We start from the raw sequence: 17,674 nt of genomic DNA, 5'->3' as shown, positions 1-17,674 counted from the left end.
CCTAAATTATTTAATTAATTTTCCTGCCTGGTAAACCTGTTTATCAACTTGCTCAAGTGCCGCAACATCAACTAATGGATTAGCCGATAAAACCAAAAAGTTAGCTTGCTTGCCTTTAGTCAAAGTGCCGCAATGTTCATCAACCTGCAGCAATTCTGCCGCATACTTGGTTGCACCCAGTAATGCCTGGAGCGGAGTTGCGCCAACTTCTACCAGCAACTTCATCTCGGTAGTCGTACCGTTATCAAAGCGATTAAATGGCGTACCGGCATCTGTACCAACGACCACTCGCACACCGTGCTTGATAGCCATACCAACATTATTAAAGAATAGTTCCTTGATTTCCGCGTTTTTATTACGCATATAGTCTGGTAAAACTCCTTCTGGTGCATCAGCAATACATTGTGGTGCATTAAGGGTTGGAACCAAGCAAATATTATGGTCTTTCATATAGGCAGCTTGCTGTTCATCGATAAAGATTCCGTGTTCGATTGAATCAACCCCTGCCTCAATTGACAGTTGAATTCCGCGATTTCCTTGTGCATGAGAAGCCACAGTCATATGTTTGGAATGAGCTTCTTCAACCGCCGTATTTAATTCCTCAGCGCTCAGTTCAGTATCATCAACGCGGTCAGTTGGCGACATCACGCCACCAGTTGCCATGACCTTAATATTTTTCGCCCCATGCTTAAACTCTTCACGCACTGCCTGGCGCATATCACTGGCTGAATTGGTCAAATGTCCCCAAATTGTGTCACCATCTTCACCTTCTGGAAAATCACCGTGACCACCAGTAATGCTCATTGGTCGGCCTGACGGAACAATTTCTGGACCCAGGACTTTACCTTGTTGCATTAACTTCATCAGCTTCACATCAGCACCAGAAAATGCACCACAATCACGAATCGTAGTTACTCCATTTTTAAGTAAAGTTTGCAAATTCTTTAAAGCATTTACCGTAGCCTCGGTTTCACTAACAAATGCCGTTCGATTATTCATTGGATCCATTGTGATGTGAGTATGCGCATTAATTAACCCTGGAACTATATATTGTCCATGCAAATCAACTGTTTGCTCGGCCGCAGGCGCTGGACCCGTGCCGCTAGCCTGAATAAGCCCCTGATCATCTACCAATAACCACGCATTATCCTGCATCTTAGCCGTCTCAGCATCAAATAAATTACAATTAGAAAATAAGGTAGCCATATTTCCTCCTTTTTTAGATCAAAAATTAATTTAGTAATTTTATTTTAAGGTTAGCTTTACTTTTTTACAAGATTAAATTAAAAAAGTTATTGATTAATCCGAAAAGTTCTCTTATAATCGTAAGCATACAATTTTTACATATTATAATTTTATTTTAATTTAGGGGTGACATTATGAGTCCAGCGTTGTATGCCGTACTAGCTTTTACAGCAGTTATGCTTTTTCTAATGATAGGTGAATGGGTATCTTCCATTACTAATGCATACGTACCGTCAGTTTTTATTACCGCCGTCCTCTTTGCCGTTGGCTATTGGACGTTTTTACCCAAAGATATCGTTGCTAAAGCTTCCTTTGGGCCAGACTTTGCTAACATTTGTATTTCGTTATTATTGGTTCACTTAGGAACTTTAATGAATTTAAAGCAATTAATTCAGCAATGGAAAGCAGTCTGTATTTCACTATTAGGAGTTGCTGGAACCATTCTGCTAACTCTAACAATCGGTAGTAAAATTTTTGATTGGCACACGGTCATCGCTGCCGTTCCACCGCTAACTGGTGGTTTAGTTTCTGCACTGCTAATGACTAATGGTCTTAAAGCAGCTGGGATTACCGGTTTAGTTGCCTTGCCAATTGCCATGTTCGTTATGCACTCAGTAGTTGGCTATCCGTTAACCGCTTGGATGCTTAAGCGTGAAGGACGACGTGTTGCTGGTGAATACCAAAAAGGCAACCTGAGTGTATCAACTAGCCAAGAAGAAGAAACAGAACTTACTAAAAAGTCAAAATTACCAGAAGAATACCATACTGCATCTTTTATTCTCGTAAAAGTCGGTCTAGTAGCATTGCTAGCCAATGCGTTTTCTGCCTTTTTATTGAAAGTTCTTCACTTTGACTTAAATGCCAACGTAGTTTGTCTAATCTTCGGAGTTATTGCTCACCAACTCGGCTTTTTAGAAGACAGTGCATTAAACAAGGCTAACGTTTATCAATGGTTGATGTACGGCTTATTGGCTTATATCTTCTCGCAATTAAGCGTCACGACACCGCAAATCATCGGTAAAGTTTTCTTACAAATCGTAGTTTTAATGTTCTTAGGAATTTTAGGGATGTTTTTGGCTTCCGCAATTTTGGCAAAACCATTCAAGATGAGCCCTGAAATGGCCTTTGCATGTTCACTGACTGCCTTATTCGGATTTCCAGCAGATTATATTTTAACTACTGAAATTTGCCATAACGTAGCTAAGGATAAAGATGAAGAAGCAGTCCTGCTTGATCAAATGCTGCCGAAGATGCTAGTTGGTGGCTTTGCCACAGTATCAGTTGCCTCAGTCATTATTGCTTCCGTTTTCTTGAAGTTACTATAAAAATTCAAATAAATAAAAACAACTTTTCACGCAGAAATGAAAAGTTGTTTTTTATTTTCGGGGTATGAATAAAAGATATTTACTGTTTTATTTGATTTCAAAGACTGATTAATAGAAAAATTGATTATAGCCGAGACTGACCCACACATCAAAATACAAATCAGTTCACTTTTAAGTAACGATGACGTTGTGGTTGGCATATCCCTTTCGGGTCATACCAAGGACTTATATGATTCTCTAAAGTTAGCCAAAAAAAATGGTGCCAAAATCATTACCATTTCCAATGATTTAAGTTCACCAGTTTCTGAACTTGCCAACACCAAATTGCAAACTGCAGTTAGCGAATTCACTAGTATTGGTTCGGTGGCTGGACAAATTTCTCAACTTTATCTCTGTGATGTTTTGGCACGTGGCTACGAAAAATATACCAAGATTGATAGTAAGAAATTAAAAGAGAATGTTCTACGAGAAATCATGAAAAAAGAAATTTAGACCACACAAAAAGCACATGCCTACGCATGTGCTTTAATTATCTATGCTCAACTGTAAAACGATATAAGCCAAAACTCATCTGTCGCAAAATTCTGGTCATAATCACAGGATCAAACTCACTACTAGTCGACATTACCTGGGTATGCCCACGTTTTTCTACTAAATCATACTTAGTCTGCTTAAAGCCATTGCGCTCATAAAAACGCAAGCGACTAAGACGCTGCTGGTAATTCTCAGCTTCTGCAACTACTGGCTCAATATCTAGAATAATTTCTTTACTAGCAAATTCGTTTTTCAGAAAAGTTAATATTTTAGTGCCATATCCCTGACCGCGCAACTGATCATTAATTGCCAAATAAGCCAAATAAACAGCCGTTTCTCCTTCAACATAATAAGCCAATCCGCAAAATTTATTTTGATCATACAGCACCGTATAATGAACATTCTTATGCCAAGCCATCATCGTCAAAGCCATAACTGGAAATCGCTCCCATCCTGGAAAAGCCGTTAAATAGAGCTGCTTAAAATCACGATATTCTGGCCTGCCCCATTTAACTTCCCTAAGTTGCAAAATAAATTTCTCCTTTAACTATTCAAAATCTAGACGATAAATTTGATTATCAGCAATATCTTTGACATCTGCTATTGCGTCTTCGAGATTAAATTCAGTTAAATCAACTTCTTCACCACCAAAAAAATCAATTATATCTGGATCAACTTGTCCTTGTTCGTATGATTCTTGATAATCATTCAATCCCCAAGTACCACCAATATCTTCAATAATACCATAGCCTTTGCCCTTGATAATCTCAGTTGGTAACATATCTGTATTAGCAATTGCTTCAACTTTTTCAACCTTAATCGATACTTCCCAGCCATCACCAAAATCATACTCCAGTAATAATTCAGCATCTTTTTTAAGACCACTATCTTGCAGTTTAACAAACCCTGGCGTAAAGTCATCTGGCGCCAAATCAGCTTCAAGCAAATTTTCCTCAGTATCACATGGCATTAAATACTTAGTATCAAAAGTTGGTAATGCCAACATTATCATTTCTGCTAGAGCTTTATGTTCTTGATTAGCTCCTCGTTTTAATCTACGCAATTCTGTTTGAATAATACTGCTACGCACATAAGTTAAGGCATAAAGATACACTCCAGGAAACATCTTAAATAATGCCATTGTAGCATCTGCTAAATAAACCATGTCGTGTTGACCATCAATTTTATAACGGCGCCAAATTTTAGTTTTACTGCCTTTTAAAGTCGCTTTAAATTCATATAGATTATGCTTTTGCTTCATTCTTGTTTTCCCTCATGTCCACTAAAATCGTTAGTATCAGTTTTAGAATAACATGCAGAATCATACTGAGCAATGGCTTTAAGTCTTTATTAAAAAGAACCTTTTAGAATAACTTAAATAAATTATCCTAAAAAGTTCTAAATCCAGAAACTTTCTCTATATATAAAATCAATGAACCATTCTTATATTAATTTCTTATTCAATATCTGCATGTCGCGCAGACATTGACTCGTTAGTTTCACCCAATTTTTGCATTAAATTTAATACCAGACTATCACAAACTAATAAGCTCGCTTGTTCAAATAAAGCTCCCATAGGCTGCGATGAAGTCATTATTTTAGACTTTTTACTTTGAGCGGGAATAACCAATATATCATCTGCAATTTTTCCTAAACTAGAACTGCTATTTGCAGTTATAGCTGCTACTTTAACATGATTATCCACTGCCTGCTGAGCCTCAACAAGCAACTTTTTAGTTTCACCTGAACCCGATATTAATAGCAAAAGATCATTTTCTTGAGTGTGTGGACACGTAATATCGCCTACCACATTAACTGACAAACCTAAATGAACCAGTCTATTAGCAAATGCTCTACCCATTAATTCAGATCGACCAGCACCAGAAACCAAAATATGTTTAGCATGTAAAATATTATCTACTAACTTTTGGGTTTGAGCAGGAACTATTTTTTCTGACAAACTGTTTACTTCATTAATAATTAAATCCAAATATTCCAAATTTTTTATTCTTTCTCTGCTAATAAAGTCTCAGATACATATTTTTTAACTTCTGCTGCTTTTTCATAACTACAATAATCAATAAAGCTTGGATTTTGAAAAGAAGAAACTAACTTGCGTAGTACCGTGATATGCTTTTCGCCTGAAGTTAAAGCTAAATTAAATACTAAACTGCATTTAACTTTTTGATCCTTATCTTCCATTTTGCCAAACTCTACACCTTGTGGAATTCTTACTAAACTTACACTATCATGACGAACTAATTTGGCATCTCCATGTGGCATAGCTACACCAGATCCATTTTGAAGTAATAGACCTGTAGGAAAATCTACTTCTCGATCAATACAAGCATCAATATACTTAGCATCAATATTAGCCGACTGTAGCATTAAATTTCCCGCAAACTGAATAGCATCTTGATAACTATTAACTGACTTATCTGCATCTTTTACAAAAATTTCAACTTCCATGTTTATCCTCGTTACTTTTGCAGTTCCTGCTTGACTGCAGAATAGATTTCTTCTTCACCAATTCCAGTTAGCAAACCAGCGCCAACAATGACCTTTGTCGTAATACCAGGTGTCGCCAATTTAGTTGAAGACACCACCAAATCGTAGCTATTAAAACGATCTGCTGAACAATCAGATATCGAAGCTTTATCGACTTGTGCTTCTAAATTATTTTCTTTTAAATAGTCTTGCAACACAGATACCATAATTGATGATGATGCAATCCCATTTCCGCAAACTACCAAAATTTTTTTCATAATTATTTCTCCTATAATTAACTATTTATAATGTCTACCTACTTATTCACTAACTTAAGCTATTTTATTCTCACGCTTTTTCAATAAATAACCTACGGATACAAGTATCAGACCAATTAAGATAAAACCGAAAATTCCAATGTGGGTAGCTGCTGCAAACAGTCCAGTAAATGGATTCGCAGATGGATTTAACGAAGAATACATCACACCAGCCTTAGCTCCAGCACCAAACTTATGGAAAACTTCATTTGTCGCTGGGGTCATCCAAGATGCAATATATAATCCACCACCAAAAGTTACAATCGAAGTTAACCATGTTCTTAAGATATTACCCTTAAATACAGGTAGCATGCAGGCAATAAAGAATACGAACTGCGATAAATCGCCTAGTGGCATAACCTTATTACCAGGTAAAATTACAGCCAAAATAACAATTACTGGGATTAGTAGTAATGATGTAGCAATAACTGAAGGATTACCAACAATTAAGGCGGTATCCATACCGACCGTGATATTTCGGTTAGGGAATTTTTTAACTAGCATTTTACGAGCTGCATTAGATAAAGGAACCAGACCTTCCATCATAATCGAGGTCATTTTTGGCAGTAACAGCATAACCGCCGCCAAGTACATCCCTAATTGAATACTGGAAATGATTGTATGGTATGGATCAGACCACCCGTACCCAATTAATCCTAATAATAGTCCAATAAAGAATCCAACAATAATTGGATCACCAAAGATACCAAATTTCTTTTGAATACTTTCTGCAGTAATATTCCATTTCTTTAAACCAGGTATATGATCGAATAACCAATTAAATGGATAAGCAAAAATTAAATATGTATTGGCAACTGGATGTGAAATCGAAACTCCTTCAGGCAACCCAAAGTATTCTTGATTTTGCTTAGCACCTAAATCGGCAGCTATTAAAGCCCATACATGAAATAATGCTGCTGTTAATACACCATAGAGAAAATTACCAGAATAAGCATAAACAATTGCTCCCATTGAAGCATTTTGATGCAAATTAAAAACATCTACATTTACACAATCCGTTAATTTGAGAACCAGCATTATAATATTGGTTACAACACACAACGGAATTATAATCGCACCTAAACTCGATCCAAACCCCATAACTGCAGTAGCAGCACCACCAACATCAATGGCCGAAAGTGATGAGCCAGTTGCTTTGGCCAGTCCCCTAACTGCTGGACTCATTTTATCTAGCATAAAGTCAATTACCATAGTCAGAGCGATAAAACCAATTCCAACTTTCATTGCACATTGAATTGCCTCTGTGATTGGTCTTTTTAGCAGAATCATAAATATAAAAAAGATAAAAGGTATAAAAATAAAGTTTCCAATATCATTAATAAATTGCGTTACTATTGCCATGATTTTTACTCTCCATTTACTCTGGACTAAATCCCATATTCCAAGCTATATAATTAGGTTTTTCTAACCAACGATCATCATCTGCCTTTGCCTCAAGTAAATTCTTTTTTGAATTTTCTCTTGCTGTTTCAAATTTAAATGGATTGTCGTACCACGCATCAACAACTTGTTTCATATATTCAAAACCATTTACTCGGCAACCTAACCCAATAATTTGAGCATTATTACTCAATCTAGCTCTTTGTGCTGAATATGGATCAGTAACTGCAACAGCACGAATCCCCCAGTGTTTATTAGCTTGACAAGTAAAACCAATTCCAGTCCCACAAATATAAATACCTAATCGACAAGCATCTTTTTGAATAGCCTCAGCCATATCATCTGCTAATCTAGCAAAAGTATTCTCACCATCTTTAGGTGATTTTACTGGATCAAATACAATTTCCGCATCTTTCTCCTCAAGCAAATATTTTTTTAGCTTTTCTTTAGTGGCAAAGCCAATATTATCTGAAGCTAAAGCGATTTTTGTCTTCATAATTATTCCTCCTATTATGTTAATACGCTTTCATTACAACAACTAAATCATACAGTTTGTTTTAATTGGTGTCAATAGGTAATAATTGGCTTATTGGAATTTATCTGCTCTAATTATCGCTAATAGCCAATAAAAGCCAACTAATTTTTTATTTTATTTTTATTATGTTATTCTGGTAAATAATGTTTGAAATAGAAGGTAATTTTATGCAATTAATGGAAGAAAGACGAAATCTAATTTTGTCAGAAATAAAGAAAACCGGCGTTGTCTATGTGGGAGAATTGTCCAAAAAGTATAACGTATCATACGAAACTATTCGAAAAGACTTAAGCTTTTTGGAAAAACAAGGTCTACTAATCAAACAGCATGGTGGAGCAACTCTTAAACAACACTCTGTTGAACACCCATTTCAAACTAGAGAACTGGAAAATAACGATTCAAAGCAATTATTAGCTAAAAAAGCATTCACTCTAATTCCACCTAAAAGTTCATTAATTTTAGGTACAGGCAGTACAATTGTCGAATTGGCTAAACTTTTTATTGGTCAAAAGGGCTATAAAATATTTACTGACTCATTACCTATTGCTGAAATTTTATTAGCAACTGACAATCAAGTTTCCTTTTTCGGTGGTAAATTAAGAAAAAATAGTTCTTCAGTTTATGGCGGCTGGACAGTTAATCAAATCAACCAAGTGCGAGTTGATCTGTGTTTTTTAGGCACAGATGGCTTTGCAAATTTTGCTGGTCCAACAAGTCCCTCATCATCAGATGCATTTATCGACCAAAATATTTTAAAGGTAGCTGAAAAAAGTTATATTCTTGGCGATAAATCAAAATTCAATAAGAAAAGTCTTTATAATATTTGTGATTGGCAAAAAATCACGGCTCTAATTACTGATAAGGAAGAATCTGAACAATTAACAGAATTAAAGAAAAAAACTAAGGTTATTACTTGTTAGTAATAACCTTAGTTTGGTTATGAAATATAGACACTAATAGATAATATGAATCAAACAGCCCTTTTAAATTTTTTTATTCACAAAATATTTAGCTATTTTAGTAGACCATTCAAGATAAGAAATCGAAACATAATTCTCATTATCATGTGATATATTGTATCATTTGTTATACAAGAACCTAATTTTCGTTATTATATTTATTTTTCTGACACCATAGATTGTAGAATGAGGATAGAACAACCATAAATCAACACCAGCTTCTAATACTTATTTAGATAAAGCTTAACATCTAATAAAATCTCTCTAGTTTTAGCTAGCCTCAACCCTCCAGCATATCTATTTACTGCTACAGGTTCCCAAGTCATAATACAAAAACCTAAAAAGCCAAAGACTACTGCGATAGATTGCATAAGTGATAAAGCGAAATTTTTTATGTCATCAAAAGATAAAATTATTTGTTTAGAGCTCAATAATGCTGTAAAAGAACCCACACCTATTACAGAAACTATTCCTCCAATGAGTTTAAGCACAAACATCAAAATCTTGACAAAATCGTTTTGTTTTTCTTTAGTAATTTTTATATTATGATCAATTTCATCTATAAGCAAATCAACTTGTCTTTCATTTTTTATATTATACTTACTTAAAACTTCCAAAAAATCAGAAATTTTAGGTTTAGCAATTGCATACTTAGGTCGAACTTTTATTTCAAAGTATGCACAATATATAGCTGTTGAAACTAACAATAATAAGAAAACAAAAATTTTTCCCCACGAAAAAGGATATAACTTCAAAAAAGTGTAACAAACAAAAAATATCCATAAAATAATACCCAACCATGTCATTAGATCCAAAATCAGCTTTATATTAAAAAGTGGATATAATTTACAAAAATCATTTTTTATTTTTTCCAAATGATCACTCATACACAATCACCTTTACTTACCTATATCTTTCCACCAATAACTTTCTGAACCTTTCACCAGGATAGATATATTTTCGCTTATCATTAAGCTTAATCGTAACTAATCGTCTAAAGTTAACAAAATGATTTATTTTTAAGGTGTTCAAAACATTCCCTTCAAAAAAATCATAAAGATCATACTTTTCATCGACTACTTCACGTTGAGCAAGATTCAAAGTCGCAATAGCACTCCGATTTTTAAGTCTATCAAAAACAACTACTGGACTTGCTTCAAACATTTTATGAAGTGCAGCAATCATTTGGGTATCACTATCATAGAGTCTCAATAAATAGGTAACAATGAAACTCCCCAAATCGTCCATATCAGCTAGTTTAATATCAAATAGAAATAACGTAAACTTGCTGGCAAAATTAGATAATTGCAAACATTTGCGCCTATCAAAATAAAAAATTTTGGCACCCCAGTCAAGCAATGGATCAGTTGCTTCCTGTTGAATTATTTGTTCAGCGAGCTCTCGTTTAATTGGATCTGATAAATTTTGTGGCTCTACTATTTTGTAGCGCTCAAAAGTTTGCTTAGTCGCATATATAATCATGATAGAATTTCTCCATTTCGTTAATTACCCCGAACGCTATACTTAATATATTATATCGTACCTTTACTATTCTTTCCGATTAATCCACACTCGACAAAATAATTATACAATTCCCCATTAAATTTAGAATTAGCAATTGCATCTGCTCTTAGTGCTATCATTTTCATTATGTGTTTTACCATAAATTTTGGATCTTTACTTTGACTATACATAACAACGTGATAATTTCCATCAGTATATATTTTATATAAAAAATGTTGCTTAACAAAATCAACCCAATCAGTAAATTGACTAAAATACTCATTTTCAGTGGATTTCATACTTAGTTCAGCCCAATTTTCAAATATATATTCTAGGTATAAATCCATATAATCGTGACAGCTATTTTTTGACTTGGGACACATTAATTCTATCTTACTTTTAACCATACCTCCCCTACCAATTTTAGAAGGTAGTAGCCAAAAGTTGGCCAGACAATGATACTCTTGAAAATAATTCTGTAAATACTTGGGCCAGTTATTGTAAGCTGTTCTTTGTGTTGAATTTTTGCCAGCTTCAGGTGTCAGATTGGCAATCCAGTTAAAACTATTCATAGTATCACCAGCAAAACTATTATTTTCAAATTTTGCATTTAAATAGTCAGACGACTTACGCAATATATGCTGATTAGGAATAATATTTTGGTAGATTATTTCGTAATACCCCACTACTAAATCAGTCATATCCTGGTCAGGTCCTGAATAATACGATTGACTAGAATAGATCTTATTTTGATGTTTAAACAACTGATTCTTACCTGTTATCGCTTCAATTGGCATTAACAAAACTGCTTTTACTTGCTCAATTTTTTCTTTACAAATCATATTTATAACTAACTATTTTACAATTTTTCTGGTTCTTCCAAATTTACCAATAATAACCCAATCGTTTGATAAACATCGCGAATATCCTGCTGACAAAATCCTTTTACCCAATGATTGATAACAGTATATATAGCATTTGAAATCAACTCAACTTTTCTTACTGAAAAAGCAGTTCGCGGTCGTAAATACTCTTCAATAGCAAATGCTAATTCTTTACGCAATACAGCATAAAAGGTATAAGGGTCATTGGCAAGAGAAATTATATTGAAATAGAAAAACTTATTTTCAGCTATCACTTTAAGCAAACGATAAAAAATGCTATTAAGGTGTTCCGAGTTCTGACACTTCAGGGCTCTTTTCATTTGCAGAGTCAAAACTGACAAAAATAAATCAGAAAGGTTGCGATAATGATTATAAAACGTTCCACGATCTATTTTTGCCTCTCTACAAAATAGGCTAACGGTATATTTAGTACGAATATTTTCGGTTAATGCACTTTTTAAAACTTTTTCTGCACATGGTAATGTCATATATTTCTCCATATTTATTACTGTCTTATAATATAATTAAATATATCAATAAAAGCGCAATCATACAAGTACTTTTTAAAATATTTTTTTGTCACTGACAGCTTGATACTTCAAAATGTGGATCTAAGTGTCATTGGTAGTCTTAAAATCAGATTACTAACACTTTTAACTGAATGACTTGTAGCATCGTATCAACAGGATTTTTTCTTGGTTTTATTTAGCTAACGATAAGAGTGCTAATATGTTTAGCTATTATTTCAAAAAATAATACCCTAAAAATGTATCAGCAATGCAATAAAGACGTTGATCACAGTAAGAAAATAAAATTCATGTTTAAGGCCTTTATACATAATTGCAGGGCTGTGCTTAATCCATCTTTTAATGACTGTGTAAAAGGGAATTAACCACAAAATAGAGTAAATTCAGAGCACACCACAGGCTATCCAGCTTTTATAACAGAACTTCTAGAATCATATCAGAAAGAGAAAATGCCATACTAAAACAAAATGCTTTAAGTAGAATTGCCTAAAGTATTATAGCTCGTATTAGTTAATCCAATTTTTCTTGATATCAATTATGGCTAGTACAAACATAAATTCTTGACTCCTTCATATCATAATGACAGCATATATTATTTCAACAGAGATATAAAATTCTTACCAAAAATCAAGTAAAAGACCGAGGATGATATTCATCCTCGGTCCTCTTTTGCTCCGGCTGACAGACTCGAACTGACGACATCTTGATTAACAGTCAAGCGCTCTACCAACTGAGCTAAGCCGGAATATTAAAAAAGCACGGCAACGTCCTACCCTCGCAGGCAGTTTCCCACCAACTACTCTCGGCGTTAAGAAGCTTAACTTCTGTGTTCGACATGGTTACAGGTGTTTCCTTCTTGCTCTTGCCACCGTACTTTTTATTCTCTTTGAGTTTTTACACTCAAAACTAAATATAATCTACTCTTTTTACCGTTCCACTCTCTTTCCAAATTGCACTTGCACTCGCTTTTTGGTCAAGTCCTCGACTGATTAGTACTAGTCCGCTCCAAGTATCACTACTCTTCCACTCCTAGCCTATCTACCTCATCGTCTTTGAGGTGTCTTACTACTTTACGTATGGGAAATCTCATCTTGAGGGGGGCTTCGCACTTAGATGCTTTCAGCGCTTATCCCTGCCATACTTAGCTACCCAGCTATGCCTTTGGCAAGACAACTGGTACACCAGCGGTATGTCCATCCCGGTCCTCTCGTACTAAGGACAGCTCCTCTCAAATTTCCTACGCCCACGACGGATAGGGACCGAACTGTCTCACGACGTTCTGAACCCAGCTCGCGTGCCGCTTTAATGGGCGAACAGCCCAACCCTTGGGACCTACTACAGCCCCAGGATGCGACGAGCCGACATCGAGGTGCCAAACCTCCCCGTCGATGTGAACTCTTGGGGGAGATAAGCCTGTTATCCCCAGGGTAGCTTTTATCCGTTGAGTGATGGCCCTTCCATGCGGTACCACCAGATCACTAAGCCCGACTTTCGTCCCTGCTCGAGTTGTCTCTCTCGCAGTCAAGCTCCCTTTTACCTTTACACTCTATGAATGATTTCCAACCATTCTGAGGGAACCTTTGGGCGCCTCCGTTACTCTTTAGGAGGCGACCGCCCCAGTCAAACTGCCCGTCTGACACTGTCCTAAATCTCGCTTAGAGATCCTAGTTAGAGTAGCCATCAAACAAGGGTAGTATCCCAACATTGCCTCTGATAATACTAGCGTACTATCTTCTCTGGCTCCTACCTATCCTGTACATGTTTAACAGCTACCCAATATCAAATTGCAGTAAAGCTCCATGGGGTCTTTCCGTCCTGTCGCGGGTAACCCGCATCTTCACGGGTATTATAATTTCACCGAGTCTCTCGTTGAGACAGTGCCCAAATCATTTCACCTTTCGTGCAGGTCGGAACTTACCCGACAAGGAATTTCGCTACCTTAGGACCGTTATAGTTACGGCCCGCCGTTTACTGGGGCTTCAGTTCGAACCTTCGCTTGCGCTAAGCTCTCTCCTTAACCTTCCAGCACCGGGCAGGTGTCAGCACCTATACGTCGTCTTACGACTTTGCAGATACCTGTGTTTTTGATAAACAGTTGTTTGGGCCTATTCACTGCGGCTGGTTCTTACACCAGCACCCCTTCTTCCGAAGTTACGGGGCTATTTTGCCGAGTTCCTTAACGAGAGTTCTCTCGCTCACCTTAGTGTTCTCCACTCGACTACCTGTGTCGGTTTGCGGTACGGGTACATTAGCTCTCACTAGAAGCTTTTCTTGGCAGTGTGACTACTTCACCTTCGCTACTTTTATTTCGCTCCTCATCACGTCTTGTGATTATCGAAAGTAAGCATTTGACTCACTCTCTCACTTAACGCTTGAACATGGCTTCCAGCGCCATGCGTGCTTCACCTTCTGCGTCCCTCCATCGTTATTAACGATCTAATGCAGTACAGGAATCTCTACCTGTTGTCCATCGGCTACGCCTTTCTACTATTACCTTAGGTCCCGACTTACCCTGGGCGGACGAGCCTGCCCCAGGAAACCTTAGTCTTTCGGCGGATAGGATTCTCACCTATCTTGCGCTACTCATACCGGCATTCTCACTTCTAAGCGCTCCACTTATCCTTTCGATTAAGCTTCTCCGCTCTTAGAACGCTCTCCTACCACGCATTACTTTCATAATGCATCCACAGTTTCGGTACTATGCTTAGCCCCGGTAAATTTTCGGCGCAGCGTCACTCGACTAGTGAGCTATTACGCACTCTTTTAATGATGGCTGCTTCTAAGCCAACATCCTAGTTGTCTACGCAACTCCACATCCTTTTCCACTTAGCATAGATTTTGGGACCTTAACTGGTGATCTGGGCTGTTTCCCTTTCGACTACGGATCTTATCACTCGCAGTCTGACTCCAGTGCGCAGATATCTGGTATTCGCAGTTTATCTGAATTCAGTAACCCTTGACGGGCCCTTCGTCCAAACAGAGCTCTACCTCCATTATCTTTTCTCGCACCAGGCTAGCCCTAAAGCTATTTCGGAGAGAACCAGCTATCTCCAAGTTCGTTTGGAATTTCACCGCTACCCACAACTCATCCCCGCAATTTTTAACTTACGTGGGTTCGGTCCTCCAGTGCGTTTTACCGCACCTTCAACCTGGTCATGGGTAGGTCACTTGGTTTCGGGTCTACATCAAATAACTCCTGCGCCCTTTTCAGACTCGCTTTCGCTACGGCTCCGTCCTTTTATGACTTAACCTTGCTATTTAACGTAACTCGCCGGTTCATTCTACAAAAGGCACGCCATCACCCTTTAACGGGCTCTGACTACTTGTAAGCACACGGTTTCAGGTTCTCTTTCACTCCCCTCCCGGGGTTCTTTTCACCTTTCCCTCACGGTACTGGTTCACTATCGGTCACAAGTGAGTATTTAGCCTTACGAGATGGTCCTCGCTGCTTCAATCGGAATTCCTCGTGTTCCGACCTACTCAGGATACTGCTCAGCGTGCTTGAAATTTCGCTTACGGGGCTCTCACCTTCTCTGGCTTATCTTCCCAGATAATTCTGCTATCTCTTACACTACCTTTATTGCAGTCCTACTACCCCAAATGATAAATCATCTGGTTTGGGCTCTTTCCGTTTCGCTCGCCGCTACTATGGAAATCGATTTTTCTTTCTCTTCCTGCAGCTACTTAGATGTTTCAGTTCACTGCGTCTTGCCCTTATTAGCTATGTATTCACTAATAAGTAATACAATTTCTTGTATTGGGTTCCCCCATTCGGATATCTCCGGATCTCTGCGTACTTACCGCTCCCCGAAGCATTTCGCTGTTTGTCGCGTCCTTCTTCGCCTTCTTGTGCCTAGGCATTCACCGTGCGCCCTTCTTTTCTTGACCTTACCTCTAAGATCTTCTCTCTCGGTCGCTCGTGCAATCTGTTTTTCTCTTTGATTGTTTCTCGGTTTTTTCTAGATTATATTCAGTTTTCAATGTCCTAACTTGAGGTACTACCCTCAAAACTAAACAATGTCTTCGTTTCTGTGTGCTTCCTTGCTCCTAGGCTTCTTTTAGTATTCCTACTCTCCACCTATTCGCTCTTCCTTAGAAAGGAGGTGATCCAGCCGCAGGTTCTCCTACGGCTACCTTGTTACGACTTCACCTAATCATCTGTCCTACCTTAGACGGCTGACTCCTTACGGTTATCCTACCGGCTTTGGGTATTACAGACTCTCATGGTGTGACGGGCGGTGTGTACAAAGCCGGGAACGTATTCACCGCGGCATGCTGATCCGCGATTACTAGCGATTCCAGCTTCATGCACTCGAGTTGCAGAGTGCAATCCGAACTGAGATTAGCTTTAAGAGATTCGCTTGCCTTCACAGGTTCGCTCCTCGTTGTACTAACCATTGTAGCACGTGTGTAGCCCAGGTCATAAGGGGCATGATGACTTGACGTCGTCCCCACCTTCCTCCGGTTTGTCACCGGCAGTCTCATTAGAGTGCCCAACTTAATGCTGGCAACTAATAATAAGGGTTGCGCTCGTTGCGGGACTTAACCCAACATCTCACGACACGAGCTGACGACAGCCATGCACCACCTGTCTTAGTGTCTCCGAAGAGAACGTCATATCTCTATGATTTGCACTAGATGTCAAGACCTGGTAAGGTTCTTCGCGTTGCTTCGAATTAAACCACATGCTCCACCGCTTGTGCGGAAATACCGTCAATTCCTTTGAGTTTTAACCTTGCGGTCGTACTCCCCAGGCGGAGTGCTTAATGCGTTAGCTGCAGCACTGAGAGGCGGAAACCTCCCAACACTTAGCACTCATCGTTTACGGCATGGACTACCAGGGTATCTAATCCTGTTCGCTACCCATGCTTTCGAACCTCAGCGTCAGTTACAGACCAGAGAGCCGCCTTCGCCACTGGTGTTCTTCCATATATCTACGCATTCCACCGCTACACATGGAGTTCCACTCTCCTCTTCTGCACTCAAGAAATACAGTTTCAGATGCAATTCCTCAGTTAAGCTGAGGGCTTGCACATCTGACTTGTCTTCCCGCCTGCGTTCGCTTTACGCCCAATAAATCCGGACAACGCTTGCCACCTACGTATTACCGCGGCTGCTGGCACGTAGTTAGCCGTGACTTTCTGGTTGATTACCGTCAAATATATAGCAGTTACTCTATACATCCTTCTTCACCAACAACAGAGCTTTACGATCCGAAAACCTTCTTCACTCACGCGGCGTTGCTCCATCAGACTTGCGTCCATTGTGGAAGATTCCCTACTGCTGCCTCCCGTAGGAGTTTGGGCCGTGTCTCAGTCCCAATGTGGCCGTTCAGTCTCTCAACTCGGCTATGCATCATTGCCTTGGTAGGCCTTTACCCTACCAACTAGCTAATGCACCGCGGGTCCATCCTTTAGCGACAGCTCGAAAGCCGCCTTTTATAGCTTGATCATGCGATCTTACTTCTTATTTGGTATTAGCACCTGTTTCCAAGTGGTATCCCAATCTATAGGGTAGGTTACCCACGTGTTACTCACCCATCCGCCGCTCGCGCTCTTAGCTTCCTACCCGAAGGTATTCTGTTAAAATTGCTCGCTCGACTTGCATGTATTAGGCACGCCGCCAGCGTTCGTCCTGAGCCAGGATCAAACTCTCATTTTTATCTGTTTGTTTGAATGTTTGCTCATTCGTTCTCCAAGATTTGCATCTCGGATTTATTTGCTTGCGAAATTGACTTCGCTCTTGTTTTGGGCTTTTACACCCGCACACTTTTGCGAAAACATTGTTCAGTTTTCAAAGTACTACCTGCTGCTTATAGCAGCGCTTTTCTATTCTAGCAGACCGTTTTGATCTTGTCAATAACTTTCTGCTCTTTATTTTTGCCCTCTGGCTTCAAACCCTTTGTTTGTTGCCCGACGACAGTTATTAATACTAGCAACTCTTTTCCTCTTTTGCAA

15 protein-coding genes, 1 tRNA gene and 3 rRNA genes are annotated in these 17,674 nt (G+C 38.3%); 3 read left to right on the top strand and 16 right to left on the bottom strand.

Annotated features, from left to right (window positions below; translation table 11 throughout):
• Positions 1-6: 6 nt before the first annotated feature.
• Complete coding sequence (locus tag OZX59_RS09055; RefSeq protein ID WP_277126067.1) at positions 7-1,206, bottom strand: amidohydrolase family protein; 1,200 nt, start codon at positions 1,204-1,206, stop codon at positions 7-9.
• Positions 1,207-1,391: 185 nt separating this feature from the next.
• On the opposite strand from OZX59_RS09055, the gene OZX59_RS09050 reads away from it, so the two are divergent.
• Together OZX59_RS09050 and OZX59_RS09045 are read left to right on the top strand one after the other, a co-directional pair.
• On the top strand, positions 1,392-2,570 hold the full coding sequence (locus OZX59_RS09050; protein WP_277127017.1) for a hypothetical protein: 1,179 nt from the start codon (positions 1,392-1,394) through the stop codon (positions 2,568-2,570).
• A 120-nt stretch (positions 2,571-2,690) separates the two neighbouring features.
• Positions 2,691-3,062 (top strand): SIS domain-containing protein, encoded by a 372-nt coding sequence (locus OZX59_RS09045; RefSeq protein ID WP_277126066.1) that lies wholly within the window; start codon positions 2,691-2,693, stop codon positions 3,060-3,062.
• 37 nt (positions 3,063-3,099) lie between these two features.
• On the opposite strand, the gene OZX59_RS09040 is transcribed toward OZX59_RS09045, so the two are convergent.
• From OZX59_RS09040 to OZX59_RS09010, 7 genes are all read right to left on the bottom strand, one after another.
• The gene (locus OZX59_RS09040; protein ID WP_277126065.1) at positions 3,100-3,633 is read right to left on the bottom strand and encodes a GNAT family N-acetyltransferase; all 534 of its coding nucleotides are present in this window, start codon (positions 3,631-3,633) and stop codon (positions 3,100-3,102) included.
• Between the two features lie 18 nt (positions 3,634-3,651).
• A complete protein-coding gene (locus OZX59_RS09035; RefSeq protein WP_277126064.1) occupies positions 3,652-4,365 on the bottom strand; it encodes a hypothetical protein in 714 nt (237 codons plus the stop codon).
• 195 nt (positions 4,366-4,560) lie between these two features.
• On the bottom strand, positions 4,561-5,094 hold the full coding sequence (hxlB, locus tag OZX59_RS09030) for a 6-phospho-3-hexuloisomerase (RefSeq protein ID WP_348636463.1): 534 nt from the start codon (positions 5,092-5,094) through the stop codon (positions 4,561-4,563).
• Between the two features lie 14 nt (positions 5,095-5,108).
• Positions 5,109-5,573: a PTS sugar transporter subunit IIA gene (locus OZX59_RS09025; protein WP_277126062.1), complete on the bottom strand. Its 465-nt coding sequence runs from the start codon at positions 5,571-5,573 to the stop codon at positions 5,109-5,111.
• 11 nt (positions 5,574-5,584) lie between these two features.
• Complete coding sequence (locus tag OZX59_RS09020) at positions 5,585-5,869, bottom strand: PTS sugar transporter subunit IIB (RefSeq protein WP_277126061.1); 285 nt, start codon at positions 5,867-5,869, stop codon at positions 5,585-5,587.
• Between the two features lie 54 nt (positions 5,870-5,923).
• Positions 5,924-7,270 (bottom strand): PTS transporter subunit IIC, encoded by a 1,347-nt coding sequence (locus tag OZX59_RS09015; RefSeq protein ID WP_277126060.1) that lies wholly within the window; start codon positions 7,268-7,270, stop codon positions 5,924-5,926.
• Between the two features lie 16 nt (positions 7,271-7,286).
• Positions 7,287-7,805: an RpiB/LacA/LacB family sugar-phosphate isomerase gene (locus OZX59_RS09010; RefSeq protein ID WP_277126059.1), complete on the bottom strand. Its 519-nt coding sequence runs from the start codon at positions 7,803-7,805 to the stop codon at positions 7,287-7,289.
• Between the two features lie 206 nt (positions 7,806-8,011).
• Here OZX59_RS09010 and OZX59_RS09005 point away from each other — a divergent pair, with 206 nt between their 5' ends.
• A complete protein-coding gene (locus OZX59_RS09005) occupies positions 8,012-8,764 on the top strand; it encodes a DeoR/GlpR family DNA-binding transcription regulator (protein WP_277126058.1) in 753 nt (250 codons plus the stop codon).
• A gap of 260 nt (positions 8,765-9,024) precedes the next feature.
• Here the strand turns inward: OZX59_RS09005 and OZX59_RS09000 are convergent, their stop codons facing one another.
• The 8 genes from OZX59_RS09000 to OZX59_RS08965 form a co-directional block, all read right to left on the bottom strand.
• Entirely contained in the window at positions 9,025-9,690 is a 666-nt protein-coding gene (locus tag OZX59_RS09000) for a hypothetical protein (RefSeq protein ID WP_277126057.1), read from the bottom strand.
• A 16-nt stretch (positions 9,691-9,706) separates the two neighbouring features.
• Complete coding sequence (locus tag OZX59_RS08995; RefSeq protein WP_277126056.1) at positions 9,707-10,285, bottom strand: hypothetical protein; 579 nt, start codon at positions 10,283-10,285, stop codon at positions 9,707-9,709.
• Between the two features lie 50 nt (positions 10,286-10,335).
• Positions 10,336-11,103: a hypothetical protein gene (locus OZX59_RS08990; RefSeq protein WP_277126055.1), complete on the bottom strand. Its 768-nt coding sequence runs from the start codon at positions 11,101-11,103 to the stop codon at positions 10,336-10,338.
• A 62-nt stretch (positions 11,104-11,165) separates the two neighbouring features.
• Positions 11,166-11,690: a TetR-like C-terminal domain-containing protein gene (locus OZX59_RS08985; protein WP_277126054.1), complete on the bottom strand. Its 525-nt coding sequence runs from the start codon at positions 11,688-11,690 to the stop codon at positions 11,166-11,168.
• Positions 11,691-12,389: 699 nt separating this feature from the next.
• A tRNA-Asn gene (locus OZX59_RS08980) sits at positions 12,390-12,462 on the bottom strand.
• 11 nt (positions 12,463-12,473) lie between these two features.
• A 5S ribosomal RNA gene (gene rrf, locus OZX59_RS08975) occupies positions 12,474-12,590 on the bottom strand.
• 96 nt (positions 12,591-12,686) lie between these two features.
• Positions 12,687-15,605 (bottom strand): 23S ribosomal RNA (locus OZX59_RS08970).
• A 208-nt stretch (positions 15,606-15,813) separates the two neighbouring features.
• Positions 15,814-17,378, bottom strand: a 16S ribosomal RNA gene (locus OZX59_RS08965).
• Together the 16S, 23S and 5S rRNA genes with 1 tRNA gene alongside form the textbook arrangement of a ribosomal RNA operon.
• Between the last annotated feature and the right edge of the window lie 296 nt (positions 17,379-17,674).

This window comes from Lactobacillus sp. ESL0681, from assembly GCF_029392835.1.
GTDB lineage: Bacteria > Bacillota > Bacilli > Lactobacillales > Lactobacillaceae > Lactobacillus.
The sequence above is the reverse complement of the archived record's forward strand: the minus strand, read 5'-3'. Positions and strand labels throughout refer to the sequence as shown.